This window comes from Vicingus serpentipes (assembly GCF_007993035.1).
Lineage (GTDB): Bacteria > Bacteroidota > Bacteroidia > Flavobacteriales_E > Vicingaceae > Vicingus > Vicingus serpentipes.
This window is the reverse complement of record NZ_VOOS01000007.1, coordinates 18,725-36,753: the sequence shown is the minus strand read 5'-3', so window position 1 is coordinate 36,753 and position 18,029 is coordinate 18,725. Positions and strand designations below refer to the sequence as shown.

The 18,029-nt window shown below is 31.3% G+C and carries 14 protein-coding genes; 10 read left to right on the top strand and 4 right to left on the bottom strand.

From position 1 onward, the window contains the following. The first annotated feature begins 200 nt into the window (after positions 1 to 200). From xrtX to FRY74_RS12520, 7 genes are all read left to right on the top strand, one after another. Entirely contained in the window at positions 201 to 752 is a 552-nt protein-coding gene (gene xrtX, locus FRY74_RS12550; RefSeq protein ID WP_147102145.1) for an exosortase X, read from the top strand. Then, positions 739 to 1,209, top strand: coding sequence for a hypothetical protein (locus FRY74_RS12545; RefSeq protein WP_147102143.1), 471 nt, complete (start codon positions 739 to 741; stop codon positions 1,207 to 1,209). Before xrtX ends, FRY74_RS12545 begins: the two co-directional genes overlap by 14 nt. A 64-nt stretch (positions 1,210 to 1,273) precedes the next feature. Continuing rightward, positions 1,274 to 1,537 carry a PID-CTERM protein-sorting domain-containing protein gene (locus FRY74_RS12540; RefSeq protein ID WP_223265886.1) on the top strand — a complete coding sequence of 88 codons (264 nt, stop codon included), beginning with the start codon at positions 1,274 to 1,276 and terminating at the stop codon, positions 1,535 to 1,537. A 70-nt stretch (positions 1,538 to 1,607) separates the two neighbouring features. After that, a complete protein-coding gene (locus FRY74_RS12535; protein ID WP_147102141.1) occupies positions 1,608 to 3,302 on the top strand; it encodes a T9SS type A sorting domain-containing protein in 1,695 nt (564 codons plus the stop codon). 116 nt (positions 3,303 to 3,418) lie between these two features. Next, on the top strand, positions 3,419 to 4,711 hold the full coding sequence (gene glyA / locus FRY74_RS12530; protein WP_147102139.1) for a serine hydroxymethyltransferase: 1,293 nt from the start codon (positions 3,419 to 3,421) through the stop codon (positions 4,709 to 4,711). A 42-nt stretch (positions 4,712 to 4,753) separates the two neighbouring features. Further along, entirely contained in the window at positions 4,754 to 6,013 is a 1,260-nt protein-coding gene (gene fahA / locus FRY74_RS12525) for a fumarylacetoacetase (protein ID WP_394344904.1), read from the top strand. A gap of 128 nt (positions 6,014 to 6,141) precedes the next feature. After that, positions 6,142 to 7,773 (top strand): aryl-sulfate sulfotransferase, encoded by a 1,632-nt coding sequence (locus FRY74_RS12520; protein WP_147102135.1) that lies wholly within the window; start codon positions 6,142 to 6,144, stop codon positions 7,771 to 7,773. A gap of 60 nt (positions 7,774 to 7,833) precedes the next feature. On the opposite strand, the gene FRY74_RS12515 is transcribed toward FRY74_RS12520, so the two are convergent. Together FRY74_RS12515 and FRY74_RS12510 are read right to left on the bottom strand one after the other, a co-directional pair. Beyond that, positions 7,834 to 8,223, bottom strand: a complete 390-nt coding sequence (locus tag FRY74_RS12515; protein ID WP_147102132.1) for a hypothetical protein — start codon at positions 8,221 to 8,223, stop codon at positions 7,834 to 7,836. 119 nt (positions 8,224 to 8,342) lie between these two features. Further along, positions 8,343 to 10,049 carry a T9SS type A sorting domain-containing protein gene (locus FRY74_RS12510; protein ID WP_147102130.1) on the bottom strand — a complete coding sequence of 569 codons (1,707 nt, stop codon included), beginning with the start codon at positions 10,047 to 10,049 and terminating at the stop codon, positions 8,343 to 8,345. Between the two features lie 204 nt (positions 10,050 to 10,253). Here FRY74_RS12510 and FRY74_RS12505 point away from each other — a divergent pair, with 204 nt between their 5' ends. Further along, on the top strand, positions 10,254 to 13,754 hold the full coding sequence (locus tag FRY74_RS12505) for a M4 family metallopeptidase (protein WP_147102129.1): 3,501 nt from the start codon (positions 10,254 to 10,256) through the stop codon (positions 13,752 to 13,754). Positions 13,755 to 13,836: 82 nt separating this feature from the next. Next, entirely contained in the window at positions 13,837 to 14,214 is a 378-nt protein-coding gene (locus tag FRY74_RS12500) for a RidA family protein (protein ID WP_147102127.1), read from the top strand. On the opposite strand, the gene FRY74_RS12495 is transcribed toward FRY74_RS12500, so the two are convergent. Further along, positions 14,211 to 16,196, bottom strand: coding sequence for an LTA synthase family protein (locus FRY74_RS12495; RefSeq protein WP_147102125.1), 1,986 nt, complete (start codon positions 16,194 to 16,196; stop codon positions 14,211 to 14,213). The genes FRY74_RS12500 and FRY74_RS12495 overlap by 4 nt on opposite strands. Positions 16,197 to 16,319: 123 nt before the next feature. On the opposite strand from FRY74_RS12495, the gene FRY74_RS12490 reads away from it, so the two are divergent. Continuing rightward, the gene (locus FRY74_RS12490; RefSeq protein WP_147102123.1) at positions 16,320 to 17,270 is read left to right on the top strand and encodes a phosphatase PAP2 family protein; all 951 of its coding nucleotides are present in this window, start codon (positions 16,320 to 16,322) and stop codon (positions 17,268 to 17,270) included. On the opposite strand, the gene FRY74_RS12485 is transcribed toward FRY74_RS12490, so the two are convergent. Then, a complete protein-coding gene (locus FRY74_RS12485; protein ID WP_147102121.1) occupies positions 17,267 to 18,007 on the bottom strand; it encodes a phosphatase PAP2 family protein in 741 nt (246 codons plus the stop codon). The two genes, FRY74_RS12490 and FRY74_RS12485, sit on opposite strands and share 4 nt — an antisense overlap. Positions 18,008 to 18,029: the final 22 nt, after the last annotated feature.

The window sequence follows — 18,029 nt, the reverse complement described above, 5'->3', positions numbered from 1 at the left end:
CAAATATCTATTTTTATATCATAAAATCAAGAATCATAACTAAAAAAGATAGGTATTACATTCTGTAATTTAATTTGTGCTTTGACACTTCTAACGATTTTACAACATAATTGGTTGGAATGATAACAATCATTATTATTAAATTAAAAATAAATAGCTTTGTGTAACTTAAATTTAAAGCAAACTAAATAGATAGGTAATTGATTAAAAAAATAATAAATAACATTTCTCCATCAGACAAATTTATCGCTCTATTTGTATTGAAAGCAGTTGGTTTATATCTTTTATGGTATTTAGTTTATGATAATTGGTTGGTTACCAGTGGTTATGTAGATCATTTATTAATAGATCAATTGGTTGCAGCTACTGACAGTGTTTTAATGTTTTTAGGATATACTACTTTTACTTATGCCGATGCAGTTGGGGTAGATGGAACTCATGGAGTATTAATTGGTGTACCTTGTAATGGCTTAAGTTTATTTGCATTGTTTGCAGGGTTTATAATTGTTTTCCCTGGCAAAATTTTACATAAGCTAATTTATATTCCATTAGGAATTTTAGTTGTACATGTACTTAATATATTAAGGTTAGTTGGTTTAGCTCTAATTGTAGTTTATGATAGTGATAGTTTAGCGTTTAACCATAAATATACTTTTACCATTATTGTTTACGCATGTATTTTTTTGATGTGGGTTTTGTGGGTTAAAAAGTTCGCAACAAAAAGCAATTCAACTAAAAATGAAAAAAGTTAAAAAACCAATACTGCTAACAGCTTTGTTGTTGTTGATTTTTTTTGTTGGCTATTATAGAGAAATCTTTTTTTTGGTTATCAATAGTGTAATTAATGGAGAACCATATCCCTATAATGTTTTTTACATTCAAGCACCAGATTTTTTAAACCAATTATCCCACTCTTTTTTAATAACCCTAAAATGGGGGTTGACATTTTTATTTTCTGCGGTTTTAATGCTATTAACCATATTAGTTGTTCAAATCTATTTTAGTACCCAAAAATATTTTAAGTTAGTTGTTTCTATTTACGGGTTAATATGCATAGTCGCAATAGTGTTTTATGCTGTCGGATTATTATTCAACATTATAGAAAGTACCTATCCAATAACACGTTATTTAATAGGTTTACCACAATCTCCTTTGCTTTGTTTTTTAGTTTTTATTGTAGTTTATTTTAAAGAAAAAGTAATAGAATAATTTTTTAACCAACCCTTTTAGTTTTTTAATCGTATTTAGATTAATAAATAGAAAAAAATTATTTATGTTTGCAATCATTATGAAAATAAAAGAATTTATAAAAAAGAATGCCTACACGATACTATTACTATTGTTAGTATCTTTTTTTAGTCTTGATATTCAAGCTGCAGGTCCTCCAGGCCCTCCAGGAGGTGGTGGTGGACCAGGTTGTTGGCCTCCTCCATGCGTGCCAATTGATGGAGGTTTAAGTTTACTTCTTTTAGCTGGTGTAGCTTATGGGGGTAAAAAAACTTACGATATATCTAAAGATAAAAAGGCTGATTTATAGCTTTTTTTTTATTTGCAACCATTTGTTTTTTTTTACGTAAATTAGCTACATACTTTATTAATTAATTATTATGAAAAAATATTTACTTTTTTTACCATTAGCGTTTTTAACTACTATTGGTTTTTCACAAACAACTTATATTTGGGATGATGGTGGTTTTTTTCCTGCTTGGAATCAACCAGGTAATTGGAATCCGGATGGAATTCCTGGGCCTTTAGACAATGTAATTATACCAGCCGGATTTTCTGCTTTTCTTAATTCAACTGAGACAGTAAATGATGTGACGGTAACCGGAGCTTCTGCTCAACTAAGTTGTATTTCTTCAGGTCTTTTAACCGTGAATGGTACTCTTATAGTTACAAGTGGCGCTACACTTGACGTATCTACAGCTGGGGGAGGTGTTACCCTACCTGCAGGAGCTTCTCTTGGAAATTCATCTACAGGAACAATTACAGGAAGTAATTTTACTGTAGAAACTGATTTAACAGCACCTGCAACATGGCGAACATTAGCGCCTCCTGTTGTGGGTTCAACTCTTGCAGACTGGGATGATGACATTTATACAAGTGGAATTGGTTTTGATGATGCTGCACAAGGTGGAGTTTTTGTTTCTGTTTATGATTATAATGAAGCTGAAATTGGTTCCTTAGATAATGGTTATAATGCAGCTAGTTCTCTTACTAATGGTAAAGGTTATTTAACTTATGTTGATCAGCTTGGTGTTTCGCAAACACTAGCGGTAACTGGAGCACCTAATAATGCTAATTCTGTAACATTGAATGTAAATTGTTCTTATTCTTGTGGTGCTGATGATGGATGGGTTTTACTTGGTAATCCATATCCTTCAACAATTAATTGGGCGTCTTGCAGTAGATCAAATATTACCAAAGGTGCTCCATATGTTTTATCTATTGGAGGTAATTATGTTACTGCTTCACAAATTGCATCTGGTCAAGGATTTTGGGTTAAAGCTTCATCGGGAGGTGCTTCTGTTACAATTCCTCAAACTGCAAAAACTACAGCTACTACAGGTCATTTTAAAACCTTTGATGAGGCTATTATGTTAAATATCTTTTCAAATATAAATTCATTTTACGATAAAGCTTATTTATATGAAGATGAAAATTCATCTGAGTTTTATGATGAGGATTATGATAATATAAAGTTGTTTACGCCTAACCCATGGGAGGTTCCAAGTCTTTCATTAGTTACTAATGATGGTAAAGATTTATATTCTAATTCTATTAGTCAATTAGGAGTTGGAGAATCAATCTCTATACCTGTAAGAGTTAAAGTAGGAATTAGTGGAGATTATGAGTTGTTAATAAATGGATTTGAAAATATTCTTCCAAATCATGAATTTGAATTAGAAGATTTATCTACAGGTGAGATTACTCCTGTAATAAATAATACAGTTTCTAAAACACTATATATTGATAATACAATTGAAGAACCATTTTTGATATTACATATTACTAAATCTGATTTACCAACATCAGTAAACGAATTTATAGGTAATTCAAATGTAAAGGTTTATCCAAATCCAGCTAAAGATAATTTAACATTTACTTTTAAGGAAAATACTAAGCAAAATTCAACAATTCTAATTACTAATCAATTAGGAGCTATTGTGAAAAATCTTATTGTTAATCAAGGTACTAATAATCTTAATTTAAATATTAGTGATTTATCTCAAGGTATATACAACTATCAAATTGTTTCAGAAAATGAAATAATTTCTAACGGTAAAATTGTTGTACAATAATTAGTATATTACTTATTATATATAATAAAAAAAAGGCTGAATATCTCAGCCTTTTTTTTATGGATTAAAATGGATTTGTCCTACCTTTGTTTTTTTATAACTATTTATTCCATTAAATGAATTTAGATAACGAAATTTTTGATTTAATTCAAGATGAACATCACAGACAAAAAGAAGGTGTAGAATTAATCGCATCAGAAAACTATGTAAGTGAAAATGTGTTAAAAGCGCAAGGAAGCATTTTAACCAATAAATATGCAGAAGGATTACCTTTTAAAAGGTATTATGGAGGCTGTGAAGTAGTTGATGAAATTGAAGATATAGCTCGTGAAAGAGCTAAAGAATTATTTAATGCTGAATGGGTAAATGTTCAGCCTCACTCAGGTTCGCAAGCAAATGCTGCCGTAATGCTGGCAGTATTAAAACCTGGAGATAAAATTTTAGGGTTTGATCTTTCTCACGGAGGGCACTTAACTCATGGCTCACCTGTTAACTTTTCTGGAAAATTATATCAAACAAGTTTTTATGGTGTAAATAAAGAAACAGGACAAATTGATTATTCTATTATAGAAGAAACAGCAAAAAAAGAAAAACCACAATTAATTATTGCGGGAGCTTCTGCATACTCTAGAGATTGGAATTATGAAAAAATGAGAGCTATAGCTGATGAAGTTGGAGCACTTTTGATGGCAGATATTTCTCATCCAGCAGGTTTAATAGCTAGGGGGTTGTTAAATGATCCAATGCCTCATTGTCATGTTGTAACAACAACAACACACAAAACATTAAGAGGACCAAGAGGTGGTATGATAATGATGGGGAAAGACTTTGAAAATCCATGGGGATTAAAAACACCAAAGGGTGAAACTAAAATGATGAGCCAGTTATTAGATGCCGCTGTTTTCCCTGGAACACAAGGCGGCCCTTTAGAACATGTAATTGCTGCAAAGGCAGTTGCATTTAAAGAATCATTATCTGATGGTTATATGGAATATTGTATTCAATTGATGAAGAATGCAAAAGTAATGGCGGAAGAATTGATGAAAAGAGGTTATGGTGTTGTTTCAGGAGGAACTGATAACCATTGCATGTTAATTGATTTAAGAAGTAAAAATATTACTGGAAAGGAAGCTGAAAATGTTTTAGTTGAAGCTGATATTACAGTGAATAAAAATATGGTTCCATTTGATGACAAATCGCCATTTGTAACATCTGGAATTAGAGTAGGAACAGCTGCTATTACAACTAGAGGAGTAAAGGAAGCAGAAATAGTTAAAATAGTAGAACTAATAGATAAAGTAATTACTAATAAGGACAATGAAGAAATTATTGAAGAAGTTAGAAATGAAGTAAATGAATTAATGAGCAATCTTCCATTATTTAAAATGGAAGAATCAGTAATAAATTAAAATAAAAATTATTTCTTCCGTATGGAAGGCGAAAAATTGTAAATTATGATTAAAGCAAACAATTCAACTTTAAAAAGTTGGATAGAAGTACCTGAAAATTCAGATTTTCCGATCCAAAATATACCTTTTGGCGTAGCAAAACATAATAATGAAGTTTTTGTTGCTACTCGAATTGGAGATACTGTTATCAATTTATATAAAGTAGCAAAATTAGGTTATTTTAATATAGATGCAGAAGTTTTTATCTCATGTAGATTGAATGATTTTATGCTTTTAGGAAAGCAAGTTACAAGAGATGTTAGAAATGAAATTTCAGACATTTTTGTATCGACTAATACTGAGGCTTCTAATAACGCTGAATTACAAAAAGCTTTAATTAATAATAAAGAAGTTGAAATGTTAATGCCTATATCAATAGGGGATTACACAGATTTTTATTCTAGTGAGCAACATGCTTTTAATGTAGGTTGTTTGTTTAGAGACCCAAACAATGCATTATTACCAAACTGGAAACATATTCCGGTTGGTTATCATGGTCGTTCGAGTTCTATTTTACCTTCAGGTGTTGATTTTCATCGACCAAAAGGGCAGCGAAAAGCTCCAACAGATGAAATGCCAACATTTGGTCAGTCTAATTTGTTAGACTTTGAATTAGAAACTGCTTTTTTTACATATGAAGGTAAGCCTATAGGAGATTCTATATCAACAGATGAGGCAGATGAATATATCTTTGGAATGGCATTATTAAACGATTGGAGTGCTAGAGATATTCAAGGTTGGGAATATGTGCCATTAGGTCCCTTTTTAGGGAAAAATTTTGCATCTCATTTATCTTGTTGGATTGTAACTTTAGATGCTTTAGAGCCATTTAGAGTATCAGGTCCAGTTCAAGAACCTAAAGTGTTACCTTATCTAGAGTATAAAGGAGATAAGCATGTAGATATAAACCTTGAAGTTGCTATAAAGCCTGAAAATACAGAAGAAACTATTGTTTCAAAATCAAATTACAGATACATGTATTGGAATATGAATCAACAGTTGGCACATCATTCTATAAATGGCTGTAATATTAAAGTTGGTGATTGTATGGGCTCAGGAACTATTAGTGGCCCAAAGGAGAGTGAATTTGGTTCTATGTTGGAAATAAGCTGGAAAGGAACAAAAGCTGTTAAAATGACTGATGGTACAGAACGTAAATTTATTAATGATAATGATACAGTTATTATGAGAGGTTATGCTGAAAAAGATGGTATTAGAATAGGTTTTGGTGAAGTTAAAGCAAAAGTATTACCAGTTAAATAATTTTGGTGAAATAAATTTAAAAACCTAAAAAAAAGCAGCTAATCATTTAGCTGCTTTTTTTTAGTTATTAAAATATCAATTTAGGATATTTGTAGGTAAAGCATTAATTTTGAGTAAAATAATTTATTATGAAGATTAAGAAAATATTTTTTGTGTTAACATTTTTAGTTGGTTCTGTTTTATCGCTAAAATCTCAAAATACAGTCGGTACCATTTTCAACAGCTTAGATGCTCAGGATGGTTATACATTATTTGCATATACTGGAGACACGATAACCTATTTAATTGATAATTGTGGTCAAGTCGTAAATCAGTGGAACAGTGAGTATGGAGCTGGAAATTCAGTTTATTTATTAGATGATGGAGGGTTGATTCGTTGTGGAAAAACTCCAGTAACTTTTTTTAATGCCGGAGGAAGAGGTGGTTTACTTGAAATTTTTGATTGGCAAGGAAATTTAAATTGGCAATTTTTTTATTCAGATACATTGCAATCTTTACATCACGATGTAGCATTATTACCTAACGGAAATATTTTAGCCATTGCATTTGAATTAAAAACAAAGCAGGAATCTATTGATGCAGGAAGAGACACTTCTTTGTTAGCTGAAAATGCGCTTTGGCCTGAAAAAATAATTGAGATTAAGCCTATTGGATTTGATAGTGCAGAAATTGTATGGGAATGGCACATGTGGGATCATTTAATTCAGGATTATGACAATACAAAACCAAATTTTGGTGTTGTAGAAGAGCATCCTGAGCTCTTTAATTTGAATTATGCGCCTAAAAATAAAGCAGATTGGGCTCATGCTAATGCAATTGATTATAATGCTGATTTAGATCAAATAATTTTAAGTTTAAACTTTTTTAATGAATTCATTATTATAGATCATTCTACAAGTACGCTCGAAGCTGCTTCGAGTTCTGGAGGTTTAATGGGTAAGGGAGGTGATATTTTATACCGATATGGAAATCCAGAATCATATAATCATGGAGACTCTTTAGACCGCATTAATTATAGTAACCATAATGTACAATGGATTGCAGATTCTTTAGTTGATGGAGGTAAAATAATGATTTACAATAACGGAAATGGTCGTCCAGCAGGCAACTATTCATCTATTGATATTATAGATCCTTTAACTGATGCTTTTGGTAATTATATATTGGAAGCTGATACTACTTTTGGACCTGATTTTCCAGAATGGAGTTATGTAGCACCAAATCCAACAGACTTTTATTCACCTAATATTTCTGGAGCTCAGCGTTTGCCAAATGGTAATACATTGATTTGTCAAGGGAGAGATGCGAGATTGTTCGAGATCGATACTAATGAGGATATTGTTTGGGAGTATTGGAGCCCTGTAACCAATGGTGGTATTTTGTCACAAGGTGATATTCCTATTGGAAATAGAAATGTATTTAGGGCTTTAAGGTATGAGCCAAGTTATTTAGCCTTTTCGGGTAAGGATCTTACTCCGGGCTTACCAATCGAATTAAATCCGGATTTAACAGATTGTTTAACTACAGGGGTAAAAGATTTTAAAGAGTTTGATTCTTTTAATTTAAGTCCAAATCCAGTAAATGACGTTTTAAGAATTGAAATTAATCAATTGGACGTTGATTTTGTTCGTATTTATGATATCTCGGGTCAATTGGTGTATGAAAGTAGTTTTGTTGCTCAAATTGATATTTCTAATTTAAAATCAGGCTTATATTTCGTTTCTATAGGTCAAAATACTAGAAAAATAATAAAAAGGTAGTTTAGAGAACTAATTGTAAAAAAAAAAGCTCCAATAAACGAATTGGAGCTTTTTTTATCCTTATTTTTTATTTTTATATATTCTTTCTATTGTAATATAAGGTCCTGAGCGGGCTTTTTCTGGCTGTTTTGCAGAAGTTATAGCTTGCGGTTGCTTTGGTTCCCATAAACCATTTTTAATAGATCCTTTTATTACTATCGTTTGATTTACATATTTATTTAAATCTAAAGCTGTTATATAGCTTTCACTAAACTTAATGAAGTAGTTTATATTATCTGTTCTAAAATAATACTCTTTATCAGATACAGTTCCCTTAGTTGTTTTTTTTGGAAGACTCAATACTGTTCCTCTTTTTTGATATTCTTTTAATACACTAATCTTTGTCCCATTCTCGTTAGTTTTACATGCACAGAAAGAAATTAATAGGATTGAAATAAAAAGTAATCTCATAGTAAATAATAATTAATAAAAACAAAAGTAAAGAAAGCTATAAATAGCTTAGTAATTTTTAATGTAAAAAAAAAAGGCTCTACATATATGTAGAGCCTTTTCTATTTTTTTTAAGCTAATTATTGCTTAACAAATTTTGATGTAGAAGTAGTTGCTCCAATAACTTTAACAGTATAAATACCATTATCAAAATTAGATACATTTACATTTACATTTTTAGCATTAGCAATTGTTGAGAATACAACTTGACCTAAGTTATTGTATACTTCAACAGTATTACCAGCATCTATGTTTCTAACCATAACGTTATCAACAGCTGGATTAGGCATAACTTCGAAAGTAGCTTCTTTAGATTCAGCAATACCAACTAAAGAGTTAGTTACTGTTCCAAATACTGGTCTCAATACGAATACAAATGCACCAGAATAAACAGTTGATTGTTCAACAAAACCAGTTGTTATACCAGCTGCGTTTACCATTATAGGACCATTTGTGTAATTGTTTTGAGTAGTACCCATTTGAATACTGTTTGCAGTTTCAACAACACTTACAAAGAAATTTCCAGGACCTAAAGGTAAAGATTGAGTTAAAGGACAATCTAAGATAGAGTTCTTGTTAGTAGCACTGTCTAGTACTGGAGTCATAGTTGTAGCTAAAATGTTAGTTGGTTGTCCACCAACGATATCATAAACATTAATAGTTAATTGTTGACCGTTTAAAGCACCATCATTGTTACTAATGAAAACATGGATACTTGTTAATGTGTCATCATTAATAATTTCATATGCTTGACCTAATTCACCACCAGTACCGTTACCAATTCCAGCAGTACCTAGAGTTGCACCTAAATCAGCATTATCTCTAGCGTATACAGAATCACTTACTTGTACAAAGTAGTATGCTGTATCATTTGATTCAACACAATCAGCTTGATCTTTAGTAGAAATGTACTCAACAGCATAAGTTCCTACAGCAGAAGGAGTAAATCCAGTAGTAAATGAGAAAGTACCATTAGCTCCAGGTATCATTGAAGCAACAGCAGTTGAATTTTCAGTGTACTCTAAAGCAGCAGTAATTGCATTGTAAACATTAACAGTAACATTAACATTTGTTACTGTATCAGCACCTAAGTTATTAACAGTAGCACCTGCAACTATATTCTCAACTTGAGTAAGAGGATATTGAGAATATTCAGATTGTAATGCTAGCACAGCTGTATTAGTAACACAAGTAGTAGCTTCTAATTGAACATTGTCAATATTCATTCCTGCAGCCCAACCTGCATCATCATTATATTTAAATGCAACTAATACATTTGATTCATTAAGGTAAGCACCTAAATCAACAACTTGATTTACCCAACCTGCATCAGCAGTTAAAGTACCAGCTGTAGTCCATAAAGTACCACCATCAATACTAACTTCGATAGTACCAATACCACCATATTCAGCATTGAAAAATTTATCAAATGATAAAGCAATAGAACCTACTCCTCCAGATGCAGTAGCAAAATCTTGAGCAGGTAAAATCATTTTATCGTCAGATTTATCACAGTTACAAGCATCATCATTAGTGAATGCAAAGTTACCTGTACCAGCAGTAACAGTGTAATAAGTAGATGAAGCTGCAGTTTCATTTCCAACAGCCCAAATACCATCAGTACTAAGTCCTGTTTCTGTAAAAGCATTAGGAGCATCTGGTAATCCGTTAGCACCTAGTGTTCCTTCGTAGTCTTCAGTAAAGAAAACTTGTGCGTTAGCACTTCCTGCAATACCAACTAAGGCAGCAACAGCAAATGCTTTAGCAAAAAAGTAATTTTTTTTCATAATTATTAGTTTAAAGATTAATTTAAATTTATGCTACAAAAGTACTCTTTTTATAGTTAAATATTAAACAAAAAACGATTATTTTTTTTAAAAATAAAGACTCTGATTCGAAAGTCAACTTTCCAATAATAAAGCAACTTGTATTTATTAGTCATATGTTAAAATGTTAATTTTAGCTTCAACTAACTAAACACAAATTTTAATATGCGTAAATTAATTGCTGTTTTAATAGCATTCTATTCTTATGGAGCTATTCAAGCAAAATCAATCGAACTATATGGTAAAAGAGCTAACGATAAGGTTAGTGGAGCTGAAGTTGTTCGATTTAAAGATTTTTCAACGATACCTAATTATGTAAAATTTAGAAAAGGAAAGGAATTGCCTTTTGATAAATTAAATTCTTGGTTAAATAATTTTTATCCATTGGATTATAACTATGGATTAGATTTAATTAATGTAGAAACTGATAATTTAGGTTTTACTCATTATAGATATCGTCAAACTATTAATAATATACCTGTTGGTTTGAGTATGTTTATTGTTCATACTCAAAATGGATTGATAAAGTCTATGAATGGAGAATTGTTTGATAAGGAGATAAATACTTTAACAAACTCTATTAATGAAGAATCTGCATTATCTAGTGCGTTAGTTTTTGTTGGTGCAGAAACTTACAAGTGGGAGTTAGAGGGAGAGGAGAAACATTTAAAGTGGGCTTCTGATAACAATGAAGCTACTTATTACCCAAAAGCTGATTTAGTGTTGATTTCAAAAGGTGGAGAAATATCAAGTGAATTAAAACTTGCCTATAAGTTTAACATATATGCTCATCAGCCAATGTCTCGTCAAGAAGTTTATATCGATGCAATAAACGGAGAAGTTCTTTGGTCTGAGAATAAAATTCACCATGTTGATGAAGTTGGAACAGCAGTAACAGGTTATAGTGGTACTCAAACAATGACTAGTGATAACACTGGCGGAGGAGTTTATAGATTGCAAGAAACAGGAAGAGGTAATGGTGTGCGAACTTTTAATTGTAATGAAGGGACGAGTTATGGAGCAGCTACAGATTTTACAAACAATAGCGCAACGTGGAATCTTGGAGGAGTAAATAAGTTTGCTACAGATGCACATTGGGGAGCAGAAATGACTTATGACTATTACTTAAATGAGCATGGAAGAAACAGTATAGACAACAATGGGTTTAGATTAGATAGTTATGTTCATTATGATCAAAATTATGGCAATGCTTTTTGGGATGGCCAACGAATGACTTATGGTGATGGAAGTAGTGGAAATGCTCCTTTCACAGCTTTAGATATAGCGGGTCATGAGGTTACTCATGGCTTAACAACATTTACAGCTAATTTGGTTTATCAAGGAGAATCAGGTGCTTTAAATGAATCGTTTAGTGATATTTTTGGTGTATCAGTAGAATATATAGCTCGTCCAGCTCAAGCAAATTGGGTTATGGGTGAAGATTTAGGAGGCACTGGAATTAGAAATATGGCTAATCCTAACTCTAAAGGAGACCCTGATACTTATTTTGGTAGTTTTTGGGCTGATTTAGCAGGAGGAGATAATGGTGGTGTCCATACAAATAGCGGTGTTCAAAATTTTTGGTATGTATTATTAGTTGATGGAGGTTCAGGAACAAATGATAATGGTGATACATATACCGTAAATGCCTTAGGTTTAGATGTGGCAGGAGATATTGCATATAGAAATTTAACAGTTTATTTAACAACAAATTCAAATTATGCTGATGCAAGGTTTTTTTCTATTCAATCAACAATTGATTTATTTGGTGGTTGTACTTCGCAAGTAGAATCTGTTACAAATGCATGGTATGCAGTTGGAGTGGGAGCACAATACCAACCTTTTACAGCTAGCGATTTTGAAGCTTGTTTAGTTGAATCTTGTACTGTTCCATTTACAGTAGATTTTACAAATAATAGTGTAAACGGAAATACTTTTGATTGGGATTTTGGTGATGGAGGAACCAGTGTTGCTTTATCTCCATCTCATACTTATAATGCTTATGGTTCTTATACTGTTGAATTATTTGTTGATGGCGGTGCTACTTGTGGAAATGATATAGAAATAAAAACTGCTTACATAAATATTGACTCAAATTTGGCATGTACAACAGTAATGGCAGCTTCAGGAAGTTCAACAATTACTGAGTGTTCAGGAACTCTTTTTGATAGTGGCGGGCCATGTTCATTATATGGTGCTAATCAAACATCTCAAGTTACAATAGCTCCAACAGGAGCAGGGCAGGTTAATTTAACTATTAATTTGTTTGACGTTGAAGCGGGAGATCAAGGAGGAACGATATGTAATTATGATAATCTTAAAATTTACGATGGGCCAACAACTTCATCTCCATTAATTGGTACTTTTTGTAATAATAATTTACCAGCAGCTACAATTTCATCTTCAGGTAGTGCTATTACAATTGCATTTTTATCTGATGGAGGATTAGAAGAATCTGGTTTTGAAATAGAATGGTCATGTGATGTTGCTACAGCAGCTCCAACTGTTGATTTTATTGTTGATGCAGATACTACTTGTACAGGAGAGGTTAATTTTACAGATTTATCATCAAATGGACCTACTGATTGGCAATGGGATTTTGGTGATGGAACTAATTCCACTTCTCAAAACCCTACTCACATATATACTTCTCCAGGGTTATATACTGTTCAGTTAACAGCAACTAATTTGATTGGTTCAGGAATAGAAACAAAATCTAATTATATCTACATAAATATGCCTGATGCTCCAGTTGTACAAGGAGATAGTATTTGTGAGGGTAACCCAGCAAATTTAACAGCAACTGGAACAGGTTTGTTAAATTGGTATGATTCTCCATCAAGTACAACGGTTTTAACTACTGGAAATTCTTACAATACACCTATATTAAATGCACCTACAACTTATTATGTTGAAGATGTAATTGAGGCACAATTAGAAAGTTTAGGAAAATTAGATAACTCAGGAGGAGGTAACTATCTAGATAACGAACAATATTTAGTTTTTGATGTTTATCAAGAAATGTTTATTCAAACAGTTCAAGTTTATGCTCAGTCATCTGGACCTAGGACGGTTCAGTTAAAAGATAAGTTTGGAACAGTAATAGGAAGTAAGACTCAAAGTGTTTCTGCAGGCTTAAAAACTTTTTATTTGTTATTTACTGTTCCTCCAGGAACTGATTACCAATTAGTGTTGTCTGGTGGATCAACTACAAAAGATTTATATCGGAATAATGCAGGTGTTAATTATCCATATTCAATTAATGGATTAGGATCAATAAAAAACAGTAGTGCTGGATTATCATACTATTATTATTTCTATGATTGGCAAGTAAAAGGACCTGATTGTACAAGCCCTAGGACGCCTGTTTTAGCCGATGTTAATTTATGTACAGGAATCGATGATTTATCATCTAATTCATCAGGTATTAAATCTTACTTTAATTCGTTTTCAAATAATTTAGAAATGAATTTAAAAGATTTAGAGAAAGGGATTTATGATCTATCTGTATATAATACTGTTGGTCAGGTTGTTTATCAAGAACAACTAAATGTTGAAGAATCTAATGTTAGAAAATTCATTAGCCTAGCTTCTCAAGCTAATGGGATATATTTTATCTCATTAAGAAATGAGGAAACATCTTATTCAAATAAAATTGTAAAATAAAAGCAACATAATTTTTTAAGAAAAAGAGCTTTATTTAATAAAGCTCTTTTTTTGTTTTATACTTTTATAAAAAAAACAGACTATGAAAAAAATAATCAATACATCAAATGCACCAGCTCCAATTGGACCATATAATCAAGCAATAAAAGTTGGTAATACTTTATATACTTCCGGACAAATAGCGATAAATCCATCAAGCAATGAATTAGTGATGGATACAATAGAGAATGAAACTAAAATGGTAATGGAAAACTTAAAAGCTGTTCTAAATGCAGCTGATATGGATTTTTCTAATGTGATAAAATGTTCCATATTCATTTCGGATATGAATAATTTTGGAAAAATAAATGAAGTTTATGGAAGTTATTTCTCAAGTGATTTTCCAGCTAGAGAAACTGTAGAAGTTGCATGTCTTCCTAAAAATGTAAATGTAGAAATTTCTGCAATAGCAATAGATTAAGGAAGCAACTTATCTATTTTTAACAAACCATTTTGGTATAAATAATCTTGTCCTTGGTAGAAGGAGATAGCTTCTTCTATTAAGGTTTTATTTTTATCGGTTAGGTTTAAATCATTAGTTGCTCTATTCCAAATGTAGAAGTTTGCTACTTTTTGGTCTCCTAAGACGGTAAGGTTGTCCCCTTTTAAGTAGCCCATTTTTCTATAATTCCCTACAAAAGCTCTTTCATCTTTAGCTTCCATTAAATTAACATCTCTACCAAATAACTGAGTATAATAAGACCAATTTAAATAACCAAAAACAGTAGGGAATAAATCTATTTGAGAACACATTTTATTTACTTCATAAGCACTATCAATTGGTAGATTATAAATTAAAGCAGGAATATGATATTTTGATGCATCTAATTCTTGTCTTCCTGCACTTGAAGCACAATGGTCAGACATAATTACAAAAACAGTATTCTTAAACCATGGTTTTTGTTGCGCTTTTTTTATAAAATCATTAATAGCATAATCAGTATATTTTACAGCACCACCTCTCCCAGTTTTAGAGGGTATATCTATTCTTCCTTCAGGGTAAGTAAAAGGTCTATGATTTGAAGTAGTCATGATGAAATTAAAGAAAGGTTGATTTTGTTGGTAGTTTAAATCTGCTTCTTTTAATACTTTATTATAGATGTCTTCGTCACAAACACCCCAAGCATTTTCAAATTGAACCTCGTTGTCTTCTATATTAGTTCGCTTAGATGTAAATTCATCACCCATTAAATAACCTCGGCCTCTATCAACAATATCAAAACCGTTACCTCCAAAAAACTGATTCATATTGTCGAAATAACCATCTCCTCCATAAAAGAAAACATTCTTATAATCTTTTTGTTTGAATATGCTTCCAATGTTGAATAAATCTGTGTTTTCAGTTCTTTTTACAATGCTTCTTCCAGGTGAAGGAGGAACAGAAAGTGTTATCGCCTCCATCCCTCTTACAGTTCTTGTTCCTGTTGCAAATAAGTTGGTAAAAAAGATGCTGTGTTGTGCTAATGAATCTAAGTAAGGGGTTATTCCTTCTTGGTTTCCAAAACGTTTCATATAGGAAGCGCTAAAACTTTCAATACAAATAAAAACTACATTTGGTTTTAGTTCTTCTCCAACATTTTTTACTTGCCTTTTTAAACCTAAATTATTGTTTGGTATATAAGATTCGTTTTTAGCTAACGTAATATTTTTTATGGTTTTAAATGACTTATCAATATCTTGAGTAATATAAAAATCAGGGTAACTTAATTCGTTATTTCTAAAAGCTGCAAAAAAAGAATAAATACCAGCTTTACTTAATTCATTTTCATATCTGTTAATTGACCATTCAGCATTTTTATTGCTAATGAAAGAAGTAAATAAAATAGAAGTAGAAATTACTAAAACTGTTATTGGTATACGTTGTTTAAGTGGTGTTGTATTTGAAAATGCGGCATTAAAAACTTTAAGCTTTGCAGTAATAAAAATGAATATTCCAACAATTAATAGAATGCCACTTATTAATATTGGCATAGGATAAGATTGATTGATATTTTCAACAACTTCGTAAGTGTAGACTAAGTAATCAACAGCAATAAAATTAAATCGAGTCTTAAACTCTTCCCAAAAGGTAAATTCCGCTAAAAATGAAAAAGTAAAAATGATTAGTCCTAAAGCATAAGAAAAATAAGTTATGCTTTTATCTATTTTTCCACCTATTAGTTTATTGGGTAATACAAAAAGGTATAGGGTGTAAGGAATTAAGAAATAAGAGATTGTTCCTACATCAAAAAATAAACCAGTGAAAATAATTCGAATTAAATTAATGATTGAAAAATCAATATCTTGTATAGACCAAAAATAAAAAATGATACGAATTGCTCCAGAAAGAATCAAAAAGAATAAGGCATAAAAATACAATAAAGAGTACCTTTTATGATTGAATAAGTTAAAAAGTAAATTCATTTATAGTCTTAATAAATTTTAAGATTACAAAGCTAACAATAAAAAGAAAGTAGTAGAAGAGAACAAATGTGAATGTTTTATTTTAGAAGTTAAAAAAACCTATTAATATTGTATTGTAATTTTATGAAGATAGTATTTAGTTTATACGTTTTTTTTAGTTGTTTGAGTTGCTTTGCTCAAACAGATACTTCTAATTTACAGTTTCATCAAATTACTGAAGAGCTTCAATACGGTTATAGCAAACCAAGATTTTTTGATTTATTTGTAAACATCCCTAAAAACTATGTCGATTTAGGAAAAGGAATTGCAACAAAAGATGGGGCAAAGTTATTAGGAATTACAGCTGCTTTAACAGCGGTACTTATACCTTTAGATCAAGATTTAGTAAATCATACTCAAAATATTTCTGCAAACGTTGGCCTTTCGAGAAGTCATCGCTATAAAAAGCTAATAGGAGGGATGGATTTTCCGACTAACATTTCTTCCTTTTATTATCACTTAGGTCATGGGAATACTTCTATGGTTTATGCAACAGGTCTTTTAGTAACAGGTCTTATTAAAAAAGATTATCGAGCTATTCATACTTCTGTAGAAATAGGCGAAAGCATTTTAACGCTAGGCGTAATGACTCAAGGTTTGAAAAGAGTATTTGGGAGGCAAACACCAAATAGAGCTGTTGTTGATGGTGGTAAATGGCAGTTTTTTCCAAATTTAAAAGAGTATATGGTAAACACACCTAATTATGATGCGTTCCCATCTGGTCATATGGCAACTTTAACGGCAACATTTACTGTTATAGCAAGAAATTATCCGGAAGTAAAATGGATTAAACCAGTTGGTTATACTATGATGGGATTGCTTGGAGTTGAAATGATGAATAGTGGAGTTCATTGGGCTGGAGATTATCCGTTGGGAATTTTAATTGGTTATGCAGTTGGTACAGTTTCTTCAAACAGAAGAATTACAAAAGTTGAAAATAAAAAGTTTTCTTATAATAAAACTAAATATACTCCAGAGCTCACTGTTACAAGTTTTTTAGGCCAGCCAATGTTAGGTGCTAGAGTAGTTTTCTAAAACCGTTTGGTTAAATAGATTCCTGTTTCATTTTCATTGAAATAAGGAATTAGAGAGACATTATTATTCTTTTTAAAGGGATTCCAGTTTTTAAGTGGCTCAATTTGGTAAACGATGTTGGTCATTAATATACTAATTCCAGCACCAGCTAACACATCAGAAAACCAATGTGCGTTGTTAATCATTCTAAAAGTTCCGGTTGTAGTAGCAAAAGCAAATCCACTATAGGCAAGCACCGAATTAGTTTCTTTAAATTCTTGAAATAAAACAGTTGCACCTGTAAAAGCTGTTGCTGTATGTCCAGAAGGGAAAGAATGCCCAGAACCATTAGGGCGGGTTTTGTTCATGCCACGTTTAATGGAATGGATAACAATAGCAGTGAAAAGGTTGCTAAAAGCTAAATTTTTAGTTTGGTCAAACCAATGGTTTTTGGCTTTAATTCCTAAAGCATCTGCAATGTACATTTCAGCAATAGGAGCATATTGTATATAGTCGTCAATCCTAAATTCATAATCATTTCCTACTTTATTTCTTAAATCTCTGTTTAAGTTTTTTTCAAAAACACTTCTGTTTAATGACAATCCACTTATAATTAAAACTGAAGGAATTGCAGCTTTTTTTATGAATACATTTTTAGGTTTAGTTGTCTCAGTTTTTGCGCTGTCTTGTTGTGCTTTTAACGATAGGGTTAAAAGAGTAAGACTAAGAAATAGTGCTATTGAAAATTTAAAATTCATTATACTCAGCAATATTAATAAA

Coding starts and splice junctions, on each gene's coding strand:
- FRY74_RS12495 (WP_147102125.1), bottom strand. CDS start 16,196: ATGAATTTACTTTTTAACTTATTCAATCATAAAAGGTACTCTTTATTG.
- glyA (WP_147102139.1), top strand. CDS start 3,419: ATGAATTTAGATAACGAAATTTTTGATTTAATTCAAGATGAACATCAC.
- FRY74_RS12545 (WP_147102143.1), top strand. CDS start 739: ATGAAAAAAGTTAAAAAACCAATACTGCTAACAGCTTTGTTGTTGTTG.
- FRY74_RS12535 (WP_147102141.1), top strand. CDS start 1,608: ATGAAAAAATATTTACTTTTTTTACCATTAGCGTTTTTAACTACTATT.
- FRY74_RS12515 (WP_147102132.1), bottom strand. CDS start 8,223: ATGAGATTACTTTTTATTTCAATCCTATTAATTTCTTTCTGTGCATGT.
- FRY74_RS12505 (WP_147102129.1), top strand. CDS start 10,254: ATGCGTAAATTAATTGCTGTTTTAATAGCATTCTATTCTTATGGAGCT.
- FRY74_RS12485 (WP_147102121.1), bottom strand. CDS start 18,007: ATGAATTTTAAATTTTCAATAGCACTATTTCTTAGTCTTACTCTTTTA.
- FRY74_RS12510 (WP_147102130.1), bottom strand. CDS start 10,049: ATGAAAAAAAATTACTTTTTTGCTAAAGCATTTGCTGTTGCTGCCTTA.
- FRY74_RS12540 (WP_223265886.1), top strand. CDS start 1,274: ATGTTTGCAATCATTATGAAAATAAAAGAATTTATAAAAAAGAATGCC.
- FRY74_RS12490 (WP_147102123.1), top strand. CDS start 16,320: ATGAAGATAGTATTTAGTTTATACGTTTTTTTTAGTTGTTTGAGTTGC.
- FRY74_RS12500 (WP_147102127.1), top strand. CDS start 13,837: ATGAAAAAAATAATCAATACATCAAATGCACCAGCTCCAATTGGACCA.
- FRY74_RS12520 (WP_147102135.1), top strand. CDS start 6,142: ATGAAGATTAAGAAAATATTTTTTGTGTTAACATTTTTAGTTGGTTCT.